Origin of the sequence: Amycolatopsis alkalitolerans (assembly GCF_006152065.1) — a bacterium.
GTDB classification, from domain to species: domain Bacteria; phylum Actinomycetota; class Actinomycetes; order Mycobacteriales; family Pseudonocardiaceae; genus Amycolatopsis_E; species Amycolatopsis_E alkalitolerans.
The window spans coordinates 1-15,095 of sequence record NZ_VDFW01000028.1; the positions used below are offsets into that span (position 1 = coordinate 1).

The 15,095-nt window shown below is 70.7% G+C and carries 16 protein-coding genes; 7 read left to right on the top strand and 9 right to left on the bottom strand.

The window, feature by feature from the left end; genetic code table 11:
- Positions 1-175: 175 nt before the first annotated feature.
- Together FG385_RS25760 and FG385_RS25765 are read right to left on the bottom strand one after the other, a co-directional pair.
- On the bottom strand, positions 176-676 hold the full coding sequence (locus FG385_RS25760) for a sigma factor-like helix-turn-helix DNA-binding protein (RefSeq protein WP_235022799.1): 501 nt from the start codon (positions 674-676) through the stop codon (positions 176-178).
- Positions 677-678: 2 nt separating this feature from the next.
- Positions 679-1,443: a VOC family protein gene (locus tag FG385_RS25765; protein ID WP_139099384.1), complete on the bottom strand. Its 765-nt coding sequence runs from the start codon at positions 1,441-1,443 to the stop codon at positions 679-681.
- A gap of 261 nt (positions 1,444-1,704) precedes the next feature.
- Here FG385_RS25765 and FG385_RS25770 point away from each other — a divergent pair, with 261 nt between their 5' ends.
- Complete coding sequence (locus FG385_RS25770; RefSeq protein ID WP_200834649.1) at positions 1,705-2,337, top strand: type IV toxin-antitoxin system AbiEi family antitoxin; 633 nt, start codon at positions 1,705-1,707, stop codon at positions 2,335-2,337.
- 7 nt (positions 2,338-2,344) lie between these two features.
- Here the strand turns inward: FG385_RS25770 and FG385_RS25775 are convergent, their stop codons facing one another.
- Positions 2,345-2,956, bottom strand: a complete 612-nt coding sequence (locus FG385_RS25775) for a TetR/AcrR family transcriptional regulator (RefSeq protein ID WP_139099385.1) — start codon at positions 2,954-2,956, stop codon at positions 2,345-2,347.
- A 22-nt stretch (positions 2,957-2,978) separates the two neighbouring features.
- On the opposite strand from FG385_RS25775, the gene FG385_RS25780 reads away from it, so the two are divergent.
- A complete protein-coding gene (locus tag FG385_RS25780) occupies positions 2,979-3,317 on the top strand; it encodes a cupin domain-containing protein (protein ID WP_139099386.1) in 339 nt (112 codons plus the stop codon).
- 4 nt (positions 3,318-3,321) lie between these two features.
- Here FG385_RS25780 and hmgA read toward each other — a convergent pair whose 3' ends face one another.
- A complete protein-coding gene (hmgA, locus tag FG385_RS25785; protein WP_139099387.1) occupies positions 3,322-4,638 on the bottom strand; it encodes a homogentisate 1,2-dioxygenase in 1,317 nt (438 codons plus the stop codon).
- A 91-nt stretch (positions 4,639-4,729) separates the two neighbouring features.
- Between hmgA and FG385_RS25790 the strand changes: the two genes are divergently transcribed.
- Both FG385_RS25790 and FG385_RS25795 read left to right on the top strand, forming a co-directional pair.
- The gene (locus FG385_RS25790) at positions 4,730-6,100 is read left to right on the top strand and encodes a carboxylesterase/lipase family protein (RefSeq protein ID WP_139099388.1); all 1,371 of its coding nucleotides are present in this window, start codon (positions 4,730-4,732) and stop codon (positions 6,098-6,100) included.
- 32 nt (positions 6,101-6,132) lie between these two features.
- The gene (locus FG385_RS25795) at positions 6,133-7,224 is read left to right on the top strand and encodes a glycoside hydrolase family 3 N-terminal domain-containing protein (protein WP_139099389.1); all 1,092 of its coding nucleotides are present in this window, start codon (positions 6,133-6,135) and stop codon (positions 7,222-7,224) included.
- Between the two features lie 27 nt (positions 7,225-7,251).
- Here the strand turns inward: FG385_RS25795 and FG385_RS25800 are convergent, their stop codons facing one another.
- The gene (locus FG385_RS25800) at positions 7,252-8,163 is read right to left on the bottom strand and encodes a proteasome assembly chaperone family protein (RefSeq protein ID WP_139099390.1); all 912 of its coding nucleotides are present in this window, start codon (positions 8,161-8,163) and stop codon (positions 7,252-7,254) included.
- Between the two features lie 242 nt (positions 8,164-8,405).
- Here FG385_RS25800 and FG385_RS25805 point away from each other — a divergent pair, with 242 nt between their 5' ends.
- From FG385_RS25805 to FG385_RS25815, 3 genes are read left to right on the top strand one after another with little or no spacing between them, the layout of a single operon-like run.
- A complete protein-coding gene (locus FG385_RS25805; protein WP_235022791.1) occupies positions 8,406-9,971 on the top strand; it encodes a prenyltransferase/squalene oxidase repeat-containing protein in 1,566 nt (521 codons plus the stop codon).
- The gene (locus FG385_RS25810; protein WP_139099392.1) at positions 9,971-11,215 is read left to right on the top strand and encodes a cytochrome P450; all 1,245 of its coding nucleotides are present in this window, start codon (positions 9,971-9,973) and stop codon (positions 11,213-11,215) included. The genes FG385_RS25805 and FG385_RS25810 overlap by 1 nt, the downstream gene beginning before the upstream one ends.
- Positions 11,216-11,268: 53 nt before the next feature.
- Positions 11,269-12,117 carry a UbiA family prenyltransferase gene (locus tag FG385_RS25815; protein WP_160148880.1) on the top strand — a complete coding sequence of 283 codons (849 nt, stop codon included), beginning with the start codon at positions 11,269-11,271 and terminating at the stop codon, positions 12,115-12,117.
- Here FG385_RS25815 and FG385_RS25820 read toward each other — a convergent pair.
- The 4 genes from FG385_RS25820 to FG385_RS25835 form a co-directional block, all read right to left on the bottom strand.
- The gene (locus FG385_RS25820) at positions 12,114-12,887 is read right to left on the bottom strand and encodes an SAM-dependent methyltransferase (protein WP_139099394.1); all 774 of its coding nucleotides are present in this window, start codon (positions 12,885-12,887) and stop codon (positions 12,114-12,116) included. The two genes, FG385_RS25815 and FG385_RS25820, sit on opposite strands and share 4 nt — an antisense overlap.
- A 162-nt stretch (positions 12,888-13,049) precedes the next feature.
- Positions 13,050-13,967 (bottom strand): homocysteine S-methyltransferase, encoded by a 918-nt coding sequence (mmuM, locus tag FG385_RS25825; protein ID WP_139099395.1) that lies wholly within the window; start codon positions 13,965-13,967, stop codon positions 13,050-13,052.
- Positions 13,964-14,584, bottom strand: coding sequence for a TetR/AcrR family transcriptional regulator (locus FG385_RS25830; RefSeq protein ID WP_235022792.1), 621 nt, complete (start codon positions 14,582-14,584; stop codon positions 13,964-13,966). The genes mmuM and FG385_RS25830 overlap by 4 nt, the downstream gene beginning before the upstream one ends.
- Before the next feature lie 63 nt (positions 14,585-14,647).
- Positions 14,648-15,082 (bottom strand): MarR family winged helix-turn-helix transcriptional regulator, encoded by a 435-nt coding sequence (locus tag FG385_RS25835; RefSeq protein ID WP_139099397.1) that lies wholly within the window; start codon positions 15,080-15,082, stop codon positions 14,648-14,650.
- Between the last annotated feature and the right edge of the window lie 13 nt (positions 15,083-15,095).

The window sequence follows — 15,095 nt, forward strand, 5'->3', positions numbered from 1 at the left end:
AACCGCCCAGCCACCACCACCATCGACATCCAGCCGATCTTGACAACACCGCCGCCGACCTAACTGAACGGCTTTGGCTCTAACCCCCCCCACACCCCCGCGAGTCCGGCTTTCACCGCGGGTGAGTCCGGCTTTCACCGCACCCGAGTCCGGCTTCCACCCCGGACCAACGCCGTCACAGCAGGGAACGCAGTGTCGTCAGCGCACGATGCTGCGCCACCCGCACCTGGTTCACCGTCAGGCCCAGCACCACCGCGGTGTCGGCGGCCGACAACCCGGCCGCGACCCGCAGCAGCACGATGTCACGGTCCAGCGGCGGCAAGGTCGGCAGTAGGCTCGTGAGATCGGAATCGGCAGCGGGCCCGTCGACGGGCGCCAGTTCGTCGACCGTCGTGGTCACGACGGAGTACAGCAGCCGAAGGAACGGGCCGTCGCGATGACGGGGCACGGCCGCGAGCACCGCCCGCCCCGCCTCCGCGGCGACTTCGTCCGCCTCGTGATACGAGGTGCCGCGCCGGCCCAGCCGCGCCCGGCAGTACCGGACCACCAACGGCGCGACCTCCGCCAGCAGCCGGGCGACGAGCTCCGGTTCGCCGGTGGCGGCGTCGCGCGCGAGCCGGTCCAGCCGGGATTCCGGCTGGACCGGCACCGGACCGCTCGTCAGCTCGCCGTGCACGGTCAAGCGGGCATCGGGTTCGTCTTGATGACGCAGAAGGCCGCCCCGGCCGGGTCGCTCAGTACCGCGAACCGGCCCACCGGGATGTCGACCGGCGCCACCGTCACCTTCCCGCCGAGCCGGCTGGCGGCGGCGACCGTCTCGTCGGCGTCGTCCACCACGAAATAGGGGATCCAGTACGACGGCACCTCGGCCGGCCAGCTCTCGTCCATCGCCATCATCCCGGCGACCTGCCGCTCACCGACACTCCACACCGTGTATTCGCCACCCATCTGCTGATCGGCGGACTGCCAGCCGAAAATCGCCTGGTAGAAGCTTTTCGCGGCGTCGAGATGCCGGGTCGCGAGCTCGTTCCAGCCCAGCGTGCCGTGCTCGTTGACCAGTTCGGCCCCGGCGAACTCGCCAGGCTGCCACACCCCGAACACCGCCCCGCCCGGGTCGGCGAAGACGGCCATCCGGCCCGCGGACATGACGTCCATCGGCTCCACGAGCACCTGTCCCCCGGCCGCGGTGACAGCCTTCGTCGCGACGTCGGCGTCGGTGACCGACACGTAACCCGTCCAGCTCGGCGGCATGCCCGGCTGCTGCTGCGCCATCATGCCCGCCACGGGCTTACCGCGCAGGTGGCACATCCGGTAGCCGCCGACGTCCTCGCCTCCTTCGATCACCTCCCAGCCGAACAGCTCGCCGTAGAACCGCGCCGCTCCCTCGACGTCCGGTGTGGTCAGGTCGACCCAGCACGGAGTGCCGGGTTCGTATCCCGTCATCTCCACGTCCTTACACCCCTTCCCATTCCACGCACGCCCTCCTGTCGAGAATCGCTTTTCCGGTCCGCTTCCGGTTAGGGCCTAAAGGCCCCTATCCGGATGGGCCACCCGGACCGGCCCCGACCGGCTCGCCACTCCACTGTGGACCGGCCGGGTGGTGAGAAACCCTGATGTGACAGCGGGAAGTGACCACAAGTTCGTCCATCCGGTGCCTTGTCAGTCCCGCCGCCCGGTCCGTACCCTCAACCGAGGGTGATGGACATGACACGAGAAGTGATGGTAGACGTACTGCCCGCGCTGCTGCGCCGCGCCGTCCGGGTGGTGCCCGCGCAGGAGGACGACTACGGCACCCCGCTGCATCCGGGGCTGATCCGGCTCGCCGGCGCCGGAATGCTGCACCGGCTCACGCCCGGCTACTACGCGCTCGTGGCCAGCGACCGGATCGGCCGGTCCTGGCTGCCGGACCTCGAATCGGCGGCGTGGGGCATAGCCGCGGCGGACGACGGGCCCCGTTCGGTCGCGCTGATGGGCCTGTCGGCGGCGCGAGTGCACGGCGCGTTCGAGGACTCGCCCGGAGTCGGCGTGGTCGCCACCACCCGCAACCGGCCGACCCTGCGCCTGACCGACCGCGAAGCCACGGTGTCCTTCGTACGACGGGACGCGCGGCGGCTCAAGATCGAGCGCTACACCAGCACGTTCGGCGCCGGCTGGGTGACCACGGTCGAGCAGACCCTGCTGGACCTCGCGGCGTACCCGCAACTCGGCGGCAGGCCGGACCTCGCGGCGGAGGGCATCACCACGCTGATCGACAAGGCCGATCCGCATATCCTGCACAGCCTGGCCAATGCCCAGCGCCGCCTCGGCGCGCTCGACCGCATCCTGCTCCAGGTCTGAACGAGCGCTACTCGCCGTGCCTCGCCAGAGCCGCGGCCAGTAGCGCCTGCGCCGACTCGCGCATGAGAGCCGCGGCCTCCTTCCGTGAGACCGCGGCGATGTCGACCATCCAGATCCACGACTCGATCCCGCAGCCCGCGCGAATGGCCACGGCCAGCCGCCTGCGGTCGAGTGCCGGATGGGTCCGCGCCAGTGGCGCCAGTGCGTCTTCGATCCAGGCGATGGCCCTGCCCTGCCGCAGCACCGGCCGGGCGTCACGCGGGGTCCGCGGTTCCTGATCCAGCGAAAGCCGCAGCGCGGCCCGAAGCTGCGGTTCCCATCTGCGGAGGATCGCCACCTGCCCGGCGATGACCAGGTCGAGCCGGGCGCCGGCCTCGTCCGGCGCCTCCTCGCCGAGCAGGCTGGGCCGGTCGATGTCGGGGATCGCCGCCAGGAGCAACTGCCGCTGGTTCGGGAAGTACCGGTACGCCGTGGTGCGCGAAATGCCGGCCGCGTCGGCCGCCTGTTCCACGGCCGGGGTCTGCCCGCCCTCCAGCAGCGACCGGGCGGCCTCGACGAGCGCGTCACGAGTGCGCTGCTTCTGCCGGGTCCGCCCCGTCGATTCATATGGTACTGGCATCCCTTCATGGTATCGTAGTCCCATGAATGATCCAGTGGTGACCGACCCGCGGCTGTACCGGGTCGTATGGGAGAACGAACGCGTGCGCGTGCTCGAGTACCGCGACGCACCGGGAGACATGACGCATCTGCACGGCCATCCGGACAGCGTCATGGTGACCCTGTCGTCGTTCCAGCGGGTGATCTCGGCCGAGGGCCGGGAGGTGCCCGTCGAGCTCGAGGCGGGGCAGGTCCGCTGGCTGGACGCGCAGGAGCACCAGGGCCGCAACGCCGGCCGGACGGAGACCCATGCGCTGTTCGTCGAGCTGAAGGAACCCAGGCCCGGCGCCGGACACCCGGAGGCCGTGCTGGGTCCGTCCTGAACGCTCAGCCGGTGAAGTTGCGGCGGACGCCGCGCCAGACCGCGTCGTAGTCGGGCTGCAGGTACGAGGCCGAGCGCGCGAGCTCCGTGGTCACCACGGGCCAGCGCGTCTCGAACATGAACGCCAGCGTGTCGTCGATCTTCTGCGGCACCAGCTCCTGCGTGCTCGCCTTCTCGAACGTCTCGGCGTCGGGCCCGTGCGCGGACCACATGTTGTGCAGGCTCGCCCCGCCGGGCACGAAGCCCTCGGCCTTCGCGTCGTAGACGCCCTTGACCAGGCCCATGAACTCGCTCATGACGTTGCGGTGGTACCACGGCGGGCGGAAGGTGTCCTCACCGACGAGCCAGCGCGGCGCGAAGATCACGAAATCCGCGTTCGCCTGGCCCGGGGTGTCGGTCGGCGAGGTCAGCACCGTGTAGATCGACGGGTCGGGGTGGTCGTAGCTGACCGTGCCCATCACGTTGAACCGCGCCGTGTCGTACTTGTAGGCGGCATGGTTTCCGTGCCACGCCACGACGTCCAGCGGCGAGTGGTCGTAGTCCGCCGCCCACAGCCTGCCGCCGAACTTCTGCACGACCTGCACGGTCTCTTCGCGGTCCTCGAACGCCGCCACCGGATAGAGGAAGTCGCGCGGGTTGGCGAGCCCGTTCGCGCCGATCGGGCCGAGTTCGGGCAGGGTGAAGGCCTGGCCGTAGTTCTCACACACGTACCCGCGGGCCTGGCTTTCCAGCAGCGCGACGCGGAACCGCACGCCCCGGCCGATCACCGCGACCTCGCCGGGGTCGACACGCAGGCGGCCGTACTCGGTGTGCAGCAACAGCCCGCCCAACTGCGGCACGAGCAGCAACTCGCCGTCCGCGTCGACGAAGTAGCGGTCCTCCATCGACTTCGTCGCCAGGTACCAGTGGATGCCGATCCCGGCACGCTGCAGCACGTTCCCGTTGGCGCCCACCGTGGCCAGGCCGTCGACGAAGTCCGTCGGTGTACCGGGCAGCGGCGGCGCGCTCCAGCGCAGGCGGTTCGGATCCGCCACGCCGTCGAGGATCGGCGCGCTGCGCACGGCGCCGTCGGAGTACGGCCGGAACGCCGGATGCGCCGCGGACGGGCGGATCCGGTAGACCCAGCTGCGGCGGTTTCCCCCGCGGGGTTCGGTGAACGCGGTCGCGCTGTGCTGCTCGGCGTAGAGCCCCAGCGGCGCGCGCTGCGGTGAGTTCCGGCCTTCGGGCAACGCGCCCGGCACGGCTTCGCTGTGATGTTCGTTGCCGAACCCCGCCGAGTAGTCGAGCCTGGTACCCGTCCCCGCCTCGATCGTGCTCGTCATCGCACACCCCCGCCTCTCGTCTCCGCTGGCAGGGTTTCAGCCTGGTCCCAGCCCCTCCCCCGGTCAACCCGTGACGATCTAGAGTTGTGGCGTGGTGAAGACCAGCAGCGGTGAGCTCCGGGGCCTGGTCACCGCGTCCGGCCCGGCCGTGTTCCGCGGTGTGCCCTATGCCCGCGCGGACCGGTTCGCGCCGCCGGAGCCCGTTCCGCCGTGGAGCGGGGTACGGGACGCGACCGAGCACGGCCCGATGAGCCCCCAACCGCCGTTTCGCATCGGGGCGGTCATGGGCGAACCCCCGGCGGGCCTGCCCCAGGGCGAAGACTGCCTCAACCTGACAATCGTCACGCCCGCCGCCGACGGGCGGAAACGGCCGGTGCTGGTCTGGCTGCCGGGCGGCGCCTACGTCACCGGCGCGGGCTCGCTCGACTTCTATGACGGGCAGCGGCTCGTGACCGAGGGCGACGTGGTGTTCGTCGGCGTGAACTACCGGCTCGGCGCGCTCGGCTACCTCAAGCTCGACGGCCTGTCCCCCGGCAACCTCGGGCTGCTCGACCAGGTCGCCGCGCTGCGCTGGGTGCGGGACAACATCGCCGCGTTCGGCGGAGATCCGGACCAGGTCACGGTGTTCGGGCAGTCGGCGGGCGCGCATTCGATCGCGTGCCTGATGGCCGCGCCCGCGGCGGACGGGCTGTTCCGCCGCGCGATCCTGCAGAGCGCCCCGATGGCGATGAAGATCGCGAAACCCGCGCGGGCGGAACGGATCGCGCGGCTGTTCCTCGCCGCGCTGGGCACCGACCCGCGCACCGCGAGTATCGAGGAAATCCTTGCCGCGCAGGAAAAGGCGCTCGCGCGCGCGGCCGGCCCCGGCGGGCTGTACTCGGTGCCGCAGTTCTGCCCGGTCGCGGAAACCGATCCGCTGCCCCCACTCGCCGGCTGGCAGCCCGCCGCGGTGCGCCAGTCGCGTGAGGTGGACCTCATCATCGGCACGGTGCGGCACGAGACGAACGCGTTCCTCAACGGAAAACCGGGAATCACGCAGATCGAGGCGCTCCCGTTCGGCCCCGCAGTCGCAGCCGCGGCGAAGAACGCCATCACGCGCTGGATGTTCGACGCACCCTCGCGGCGGTTCGCCGACGCGCTCGCCGCGGCGGGCGGGCGGGTGTTCACCTACCGGTTCGACTGGTCCGCCCCGGCGTCGGGTTACGGTGCCTGCCACTGTGTCGAGTTGCCGTTCCTGCTGGGAGACCGGGAATCCTGGATCGGCGCCCCGATGCTCGCCGGCGCCGGATGGGACGATCTGGCGGAACTGGGCCGCAGGCTCCGCGGCGCGTGGCTGTCGTTCGCGAAGACCGGCGATCCTTCCCTTGGCTGGCAACGGCATTCGCCCCGGGGCCGGCCCGGGTACGTGTGGGCGCGAAGTGGTCCGGACCGCGCGCTCGCCCAGGCCGGGTCGCCGGAGTAGGGTGACGGGCGCCGATCCACGAGGGGGCCCTCATGCGAATTCCCGGCCGGTCACTGCAGGTCGCGCTCGCCATCGCGCTGGGCGGGGTGTTCGCCCTGGCCGGCTCCCACACCGAGGACGGGCTTTCGCCGCGGCAGCAAGCGGGCCAGCGCGTCATCTACTCGTATTCCGGGCTGACCCCGCCGCAGAGCCTGCTCGACCGCATTCGCGCCGGCGAGGCGGCCGGGGTGATCTTCTTCGGCGAGAACATCTCGGACACCGCGCAGATTTCGGGCGTGATCGCCCAGCTCGAGGACGCGAACGCGCAGAGCCCGGTGAAGGCGCCGTTGCTGCTGATGACCGACCAGGAGGGCGGCCAGGTCCGGCGGCTGCCGGGCGAGCCGGTGCTGTCGGAGAAGCAGGTCGCCGCGGCGGCCGATCCCGTCGCCGCCGCGACCGGCGCCGGGACCGGTGCCGGGCAGAACCTCGCCGGGGTCGGGATGAACGTCAACCTCGCGCCGGTGCTCGGTGTGTACCGCGCCGACGGTGACTTCCTGGACCGCTACGGCCGCTCGTACAGCAAGGACCCGGCACTGGCCGGGCAACTGGGCAAGGCGTTCATCGGCGCACAGCAGCAGGCGGGCGTCGCGGCGACGGCGAAGCACTTCCCCGGGCTCGGCGCGGCGACCGCCAGCCAGAACACCGACGCCGCGCCGGTGACCCTGGACGTGCCGCTGCAGACGCTCCGGGATGTCGACGAAGCGCCGTACGCCGCCGCGTTCTCCGCCGGGGTCAAGCTCGTCATGGTGTCCTGGGCGACCTATCCGGCGCTCGACCCGGACCGTCCGGCGGGGCTGTCGCCGGTGGTGGTGCGCCAGGAGCTGCGGCAGCGGCTGGGCTTCACCGGCGTGACGATCACCGACGCGCTCGAAGCCGGGGCGCTGCAGGGCAACACGGGCCAGCGCGCGGTGGCGGCCGCCGCTGCGGGGATGGACCTGATCCTGTGCTCGGCCCGCGACGCGACCCAAGGCGATGACGCCGCGAACGCACTCGTGGCCGCCGTGCAGTCGGGCCAACTGGACCAGAACGACTTCACCGCCGCGGTGAACCGCGTCTCCGCCCTCCGCGCAGCCCTGGCGCACTAGCCTGCCGCACCCCCGAACGTCGAGGGGTTACTCGCCGCGGTCTTGTTGTTCGGCGAGGAAGCGTTCGAACTCGGCGCCCAGCTCCTCGGCGGTCGGCATCTGGGCGACCTCATCGGCCAGCAGGTTCTTGCGGTCCATCGCCTCGGCGAACGTGTCGTACTGCCGCTCGAGCGCGCGTACCACCTCCGCGACCTCGTCGGATTCGGCGACCTGGCGCTCGATCTCGGCGTCGGTGCGCCGGGCCGAAGACACCAGGGCCTCGTCCGGGATCGACAGGCCGGTGGTCCGCGAGACCGAGCCCAGCAGCGTCAGCCCGGCGGCCGGATACCGCGACTGCGCGAGGTAGTGCGGCACGTGGGCGGCGAATCCCACCGCGTCGTGGCTGGACTCCCCGAGCCGGAACTCCACCAGCGAGGCCGCGCTGCCGGGCACCTGCAGCTGGTTGAACACGGGCCGGTAGTCCCCGATCAGCTCCCGCCGGGTCGCGTGCGCGGTCACCCCGAGCGGCCGGGTGTGCGGGGCGCCCATCGGGATCCCGTGGAAGTTCACCACCATCCGCACGTGCCAGCGGTCCACGAGGCTGCGCACCGCCACGGCGTACCGCTCCCATTCGTGATCCGGCTCCGGACCGGTGAGCAGCAGGAACGGCGTGCCCGCTTCGTCGTGGAACAGGCGCACGACCAGTTCGGGTGCCTCGAAGGTCTCCCAGTGGTCGGCGGCGAACGTCATCATCGGGCGGCGGGCCCGGTAGTCGACCAGGCGGTCCACGTCGAACCGGGCGGCCACGGTGTGCTCGAACTGGGACTCGAGATGCTCGGTGACGGTCTGGCCCGCCATGCCGGCGTCCACGAACCCGTCCAGCTGGTGCAGCAGCACCGCGCCGGACAGTTCGGGAAGCTCCGAGTCCACCTCGTAGAGCTCCTCGGGGTCGAACACCATAGCCTCCTGCGTCGGGTCAAGCTGTCCTTCTTCAGAATGAACGTAGCGTGGGGGCGAATTCATCCCGCGACGGGCAGCGGCCGGGCAACCCCCCTACTGAACCAAAACGCTGGGCCGGAAGGACGAAACCCGCACTTGTCGGCGCGTTGTGATGATACTTTGGGTGTCTCCCTGTCACAGCGGCCGCGAGTCCGCGGCGGAACCCGCCTATGTGCGCCGCCGCGATTTCCGGGGGGTGCACGATGAATTTGGCGAATCAGGCCCAGCGACTCCTCGCCGGGATGGCAACGGATTCCTTCGGGGATTTCTCCGCATCACTCTACGAAACGGGCCGGGTGGCCGCGCTGGCGCCCCTCCTGCAGGGCCACGAAGGCAGAATTCGCTTCCTCCTCCACGAACAGGGAAGTGACGGAAGCTGGGGCGGGCCCGGGGAGTATGCCCTGCTACCGACGCTGTCGGCGACCGAAGCCCTGTTCACCGAGCTGTCCCGGACGGCGGACACGCGGGTGGGCACGGCCGTACACCGAGGACTGGAGGCGCTGTTCGCGAAGCTTGGCGGCGAAGTGTCGCTGCCGGACACCGTGGCGATCGAGCTCCTCGTGCCGTGGCTGGTGTCCGCGCTCAACACCCACCTCGCCGCACTCGAGACGAAACCGTTGCCAGGATTGGAGATCTGGCGTGACGGCAAGCGGCTACCCTGCCCCGGCGGCACCTATCCCGAACTCCTGGTGCACCTGCGTGAGGCGGTCGAACACGGTGCGGTGCTGCCCGAAAAGCTCTGGCACTCGCTGGAAATGCTCGGTCCTCTCGCGCAGGGCGCTTCCTTCGTGCGAGCGGGCCGGTTCGGCGTCGGTTGCTCCCCCGCCGCGACCGCGGCCTGGTTCGGAACCGGGGCGCGGCGAGGGAATCCGCATCCGGGCGTGCGGTACCTGGAACAGGTTCAGGCTCGTCACGGCGGTCCGGTTCCGGTCGCCGCGCCGCTGGACGTGTTCGAACGCGCGTGGGTGCTCACCACGTTCACCGACGTCGGCCTGCCCGTGGCGGTCCCGTTCGAGCTCGTCGAAGGTCTGCGGTCGGCCTTCGGGGAGTCCGGGGTGGCCGGTGGCGCGGGTCTGCCGCCCGACGCCGACGACACGTCGACCGCGCTGCACGCGCTGGCGAACCTCGGCATGCCGTATCCCCTGGATTCCCTGTGGGAGTACCAGGTGGACGAGCACTTCAGCACCTTCCCGGAGGAGCGCACGCCTTCGGTGACGACCAACGCGCACGTCCTGCAGGCGCTCGCGGCGTACCCGCGCGGTGATCGCCGCACGGCCGACACGATGCTGGGGCTCACGGAATGGTTGTGCGGCCAGCAGCACGCCGACGGCAGCTGGACCGACAAATGGCATGCCTCGCCGTACTACGCCACTGCGACCTGCGTCGTCGCGCTCGCCGGCTGCGGTGAAAGCACGGCGGCGGAACGCAAGGCGGTGCGCTGGGTGCTCGAGACCCAGCATGCCAACGGTGCCTGGGGCTTCTGGGACGGTACGACGGAGGAAACCGCCTTCGCCGTGCAGATCCTGTTGCGCGCCAAAGGCATCCGTCCGGACGCTGCGATCGAGCAGGCGGCGGCCCGGGGCTGCTCGTACCTGCTCGAAGCCGGTGACGCACCCTCCCCGCCGCTGTGGCACGACAAGGACCTGTACACCCCGGGCCGCATCGTGCGCGCCGAGACCATCGCCGCGTTGCACGTCGCCGGGACCAATCCGCGCGTCGCCGCCCGTCTCGCCCGGTCACACGCCGAACGCGCGGGGCGGACGGCGTGATGAACCGGACGGAATTCGAACTCGCCTTCCGCACGCTGCCCTTCCTCGACGCGCATGCCGACCTGCCGGCAGGAGTGCTGCGGCAGAGCGCGGAGCCGCAGCAGCGGTACCTCGTGTGGGCGCCGGAAGCCGTCGCCGAACTCTTCCACGCCGATCAGCACCTCGGACATCCCGGCAGCCGGTCGTTCCGTCCCCTGCTGGGTCCGCGTTCCCTGCTGTGGCAGGAAGGATCGCGTCACGCGCAGTACCGCCGCGTGCTCGGCGCACCGCTGCGCGGCCGGAACCTGCGGGCCTACCACGGCACGATCGCGGAGACGGTGGGCACGGCGATCGACCAGTTGCGGCCGGGCGACGAACTCCGGATCGCCGACTGGACCCGGCAAGTCGCGCTGCGCGTGATGGCCTCGATCGTGTTCGGGCGCGCGCAAAGCGACTTGCTGGCGCCGTTCGCCCATTGGATGGACCGGGCGCTCGGTTCGCGCTACCGCACGCTCGCCTACCGCTACCTCCGCAGCCGACTTCCATTGCTGGACAATGAAGTCGCGGATCGGTTTGTCCACAGTGCACGGACAGCGGCCCGCGAGGACCCCACGACACTCGCGGGGCGGCTGCTGGCCCCAGGCGGTCCGTTCGCCGACATCGACGACGGCGAACTGCGGGACCAGCTCGTCTCGCTACTGTTCGCAGGACACGAGACCACGGCGTCGACGGCGGCGTGGGCGCTGTTCTGGCTGGACCGCAACGAGTCCATACGTGACGGCCTCCGCGCCGAGCTCACCACCACGGGCGAAGACGGCTTCGACGCCGAACTCGTTCCGCTGCTGAACGCGGTGGTGCAGGAGACGCTGCGGATAACCCCTCCAGTTCCGGCTGCCGGAAACCGTGTGCTGCCAACGGGATGCCCGCACGCCGGTGGGGAACTTCCGGCCGGGACCGTGCTCACCCCGAGCATCTACCTCGCCCACCATCGCGCGGAGTCCTTTCCGGACCCGCACCGATTCGACCCGGACCGGTTCCTGCACGGCCGTGTTCCCGCGGACCGGTACTTCCCGTTCGGGGGCGGGATCCGGTACTGCCTGGGCAGCCAGCTCGGACAACTCGAGGTCCGCATGCTCGTGGCCGCGCTCCTGCGCCGCCGCGAAATTCGCTGCGTGAATCCGCGGGCGGGCGTCCCGCAATTGCGCGGGCACGCGATGGCGCCATCGCCGAAACTGCGAATGAAGGTGATGTCTTGCCGCGATTGACCACGCGATCGACATGGCAGGATTTCGCCGTCGTACACCGTTTGCAGTTTCCGTTGCCCATCAATTACCTGTGCTACTCCATTTGGGGGTGCCTGTTTGCCGACCCCGATCCGCGCCGGTTACTCGATGCACCCGCCCTCCTGGCGATCGCCGCCGCGCTTCTGCTCATCGTGGCCCCGCTCGCGCTGAATGTCGCCGTCGACATGGCGACCGACGAGGCGCACGCGGACAAGCGATACCTCGCCGGCGCGGCCGGGCGATTCGGCAGTGCACGCGCGTTGCGCTGGGCCGGCGCCGAGATGGTCGCCGCTGTGGTCGCGGTCCTCGCGATCGGGATCGGCTGGGGACGGTGGTGGCCGCTCACGGTGGCCGAGGCGATCATCATCGCGCAGCTGATGTACAACCTCGAGCCCGCGCGCCTCAAACGGCACGGGCTGGTGGGTTCGGCCGCCTTCGGGGCCGCCTCGGTCGGGCTGCCCTGCCTGCTCGGGTACACGGCCGTGACCTCCGCCGTCGCGACACCGATCTGGCCGATCGCCGCCGGGGTCGCCGTGCTGTCCACCGGGCGCACGGTGTGGTGGGCCATACCGGACTACGACGCCGACACCGCGACCGGGGTCGGCACGCCGACGGTGCGCTACGGGCAGGCCCGCGCCTTGGTGCTCGCCTGCGCGATCCTGCTCGCCGGACTGCTGCTGACGGGCTGGGGACTGTGGTGGCGTTACGGGGTGTGGGGTCTGCTCGGCGTCGCGGCGCATGCCGCGTTCCTCGGGCTGGCGCTGGCACAACTGCGGCCGACGCTGCGGGGAAGACCACCACGCGCGGGCCCCATGCTCAGGCGCACGCTACCGGTGGCCACGCTCGGCGAGGTCATGATCGCGGTGGTACCGCTTGTCGCCTAGGCCTTGCGGCCGAGTCCGGCGTACATGTGCGCAAGCTCGGGGTTGCGGCCCAGCTCCTCCTCGGTGAGCGGATGCCACAGGAGCACCGGGACGACGCCGGGCTCGACCACCTCCGCGTCACCGAAGTACCGTTCGAGCTCGTCACGCTCCCGCAGGGTGACGACCGGTGGCTGCCCGAACATCCGGCTGAACATGTCGAGCCCTTCGCTCAGCTGCGAGTTCTCGCCACAGTGCGACATACCGAGGTAGCTGCCGCTGGGCAGCGCGGCCAGGTACGAGGCGACGAGTCCGCCGGGATCGTCGGAGTCGGGCAGGTACAGCAGCGTCTCGATGGCGAGCAGTGCGACCGGTTCGGTGAAGTCGATGAGTGCGCGCGTGCGGGCGTCACCGAGCACCGCGTCCCGGTCGCGGACGTCGGCGTGCAGGTAGACCGCGTTGTCGTTATCGGAGAGGATGGCGCGCCCGTCGGCGACCACACCGGGATCCAGGTCGACATACACGACACGGCATCCGGCGTTCAGCTCCTGCGCGACCTCGTGCACGTGACGCTGAGTCGGGATACCCGAACCGAGGTCGATGAACTGGCGGACGCCGTGTTCGACCAGGTAGCGGATCATCCGCCCGGTGAGCGCACGCGAGGCGCGGACGAGGTACGGGATGTGCGGTGCGCACAGCTCGATCCGCCCGGCGTACTCGACGTCGTCCGGGCCGTGGTTGTGACCCTCGAGCCAGCAGTCGTTGACGCGGGCGATGCTCGGGTATCTCGTCATGGTGCCATCAGCACCGCCGCGGCCAGGTGCTTCGGTAGGCGAGGCCACTTCCGGTACGCCTCCTCCAGGTGCTCTCCACCTATCGGTGACTGATCTTCAGTCACCGAGGTGAGCGATTCTACTGCGATATGCCGCGGTGTGGAGCGTTGCGTACCTCGGACTTCACTTACCGACCGATTGAGCGAAAGAATCCGCCGGACCGCCGGTACCACCTGACGGTCGGTGACCAGGAGATTCACCCACCTGGGTGGCGGCCAGGGTGGCGATTGCCGCCGGCTCTACCCGGCAGCAGCCGCCAGCCAGGTCAGCCCCCGCAACCCGATCGGGGCTGAATCTCGCCCGGCCGGACCATCGGCGCGCCCGGGCGTCCCACTCTTCGCCACTGTTCGGGTACGCGATCACGGGCTTGCCGCTGACCTCCCGCGCCACCGTGACGGCCCGCGCGGCGTCGTCCGGGTCGCAGCAGTTGACGCCGACCGCGACCACCTCGTCCCGGCCCGCGGCGACCGCGAACGCCTCCTCGATCGGCTGCCCGGCGCGGGTCCGGTCCCCCTCGATCGTGTAAGACAGCCAGGCCGGAAGCCCGAGGCCCTCGATCGCCGCGAGCATCGCGACCGCCTCGTCGACGTCCGGCACCGTCTCCAGCGCCAGCACATCCGGCTCCGCTTCGGCGAGCGCCTCGGCTCGCGGCTGGTGGAACGCCGTCAGCCGGGCCACGCTCAGCCCGTACCGGCCGCGGTATTCCGAGCCGTCCGCGAGTGCCGCGCCGTACGGGCCGACCGACGCGGCGACCCAGCGCCGGCCACCGGTGACGGCGCCCGCTTTCCTTGCCAGTTCGACACTTCTGCGCAACAGCGCCGCGGTCTGGCGGGCATCGAGCCCGCGCGCCGCGAACCCTTCGAAGCTCGCCTGGTAGCTCGCCGTGGTCGCGATCCGGGCTCCCGCGCGGAAGAACGCCTCGTGCGCGGCGACGATCGCCGCCGGATCGTCGGCGAGCAGCCGCGCCGACCACAGCGCGTCGGACAGGTCATGGCCACGGGCTTCGAGTTCCGTCGCCAGGCCACCGTCCAGAATGATCACCGCGGGGCACCCTCGCGCAACAACGTCAGCTCGCGGAACCACACATCTGCCAGGATGTCCAGCATCAGCTCGCGATCGTGCTCGACGCCACGGACGAGCCAGTGGTAACACAGCCGTTCCAGCTGCAGCACCAGCAGCGTCGCGCGGGTCAGCCCGACCCGCTCGCCGGTACCCGGCCACTCCGCGAGGCGCACGGCTTCGGCGATCCAGTGGTAATGCCGGGCCGCGACGGCGGGATCCGCCCCCATCGCGTGATTGACCGCCTCGACTTCGACACGGTACTGCGCCCAGAATCCGAGCACCTGCTCGCCGAGCCAGGCGCGCATGTGTTCCCGGGTCAGTTCGGGAAATTCCGCGACCCGGTGGTACATCGCGGCACCGGCCGGGAGCGCGCGCTCGAACAGGCAGGCCGCGATGTCCGCCTTGTCGCGAAAGTGCGCGTAGAAGGTCGCGCGGCTGCCGTTGGCCGCTTCGACGATGTCCGCGACGGTCGCTCCGTGGTACCCGAGCCGCTCGAAAACCGTGCGGGCGCAAAGAAGATAGCGTTCATGTGCCTCGCGCCGCTGCTGCTCACGGAAGGCGTTGCGCACCGGCGCGGCGGTCGTCGCAGAACTCACGTGTCCCATGGTAATGCCGCCAAAACCCCGGCGCCGCATGGAATCCGCAATGGACCGGTCAACCTACCGCGCGGTGGTCCGGGGACGCTCGTCGAGGGAATCGCACAGGTCCGAGAGCTGGCCCGCGAGCGCACCGCTGCCGGCGAGCTCCGCCTCGTGCGCGGCGACCCGGCGCCGCAGCAGCAGGTAGCGATCCTGCCCGCGGGGCGTGAGGTACGCGCGGACGCGGCGGCGGTCTTCGGCGTCCGCGCGGCGGTACACGAGATTGTCCGAAACCAGCCTGTCGACGAGCTTCGTCAGCGTCGGCGCGAGCAGCAGCGCGTACTCGGCCAGCTCGCTCATCGTGTGCCCCTCGGCATCCGAGAGGAGATCGAGCACACGCCATTCCTCGATCGACGCACCGTCCGGTTCCAGCGCCGCGCGCAGCCGCGCGGTGAGCCGGTGCTCCACCTGGCTGACCAGATGCGTGAGACTCCGAGGCGGTCGGTGAGGGCGCATTGCCTGAAACTCC

Coding starts and splice junctions, on each gene's coding strand:
- FG385_RS25835 (WP_139099397.1), bottom strand. CDS start 15,082: ATGCGCCCTCACCGACCGCCTCGGAGTCTCACGCATCTGGTCAGCCAG.
- FG385_RS25820 (WP_139099394.1), bottom strand. CDS start 12,887: ATGACGAGATACCCGAGCATCGCCCGCGTCAACGACTGCTGGCTCGAG.
- FG385_RS25765 (WP_139099384.1), bottom strand. CDS start 1,443: ATGACGGGATACGAACCCGGCACTCCGTGCTGGGTCGACCTGACCACA.
- FG385_RS25775 (WP_139099385.1), bottom strand. CDS start 2,956: ATGCCAGTACCATATGAATCGACGGGGCGGACCCGGCAGAAGCAGCGC.
- hmgA (WP_139099387.1), bottom strand. CDS start 4,638: ATGACGAGCACGATCGAGGCGGGGACGGGTACCAGGCTCGACTACTCG.
- FG385_RS25800 (WP_139099390.1), bottom strand. CDS start 8,163: ATGGTGTTCGACCCCGAGGAGCTCTACGAGGTGGACTCGGAGCTTCCC.
- FG385_RS25795 (WP_139099389.1), top strand. CDS start 6,133: ATGCGAATTCCCGGCCGGTCACTGCAGGTCGCGCTCGCCATCGCGCTG.
- FG385_RS25770 (WP_200834649.1), top strand. CDS start 1,705: ATGACACGAGAAGTGATGGTAGACGTACTGCCCGCGCTGCTGCGCCGC.
- FG385_RS25810 (WP_139099392.1), top strand. CDS start 9,971: ATGAACCGGACGGAATTCGAACTCGCCTTCCGCACGCTGCCCTTCCTC.
- FG385_RS25805 (WP_235022791.1), top strand. CDS start 8,406: ATGAATTTGGCGAATCAGGCCCAGCGACTCCTCGCCGGGATGGCAACG.
- FG385_RS25780 (WP_139099386.1), top strand. CDS start 2,979: ATGAATGATCCAGTGGTGACCGACCCGCGGCTGTACCGGGTCGTATGG.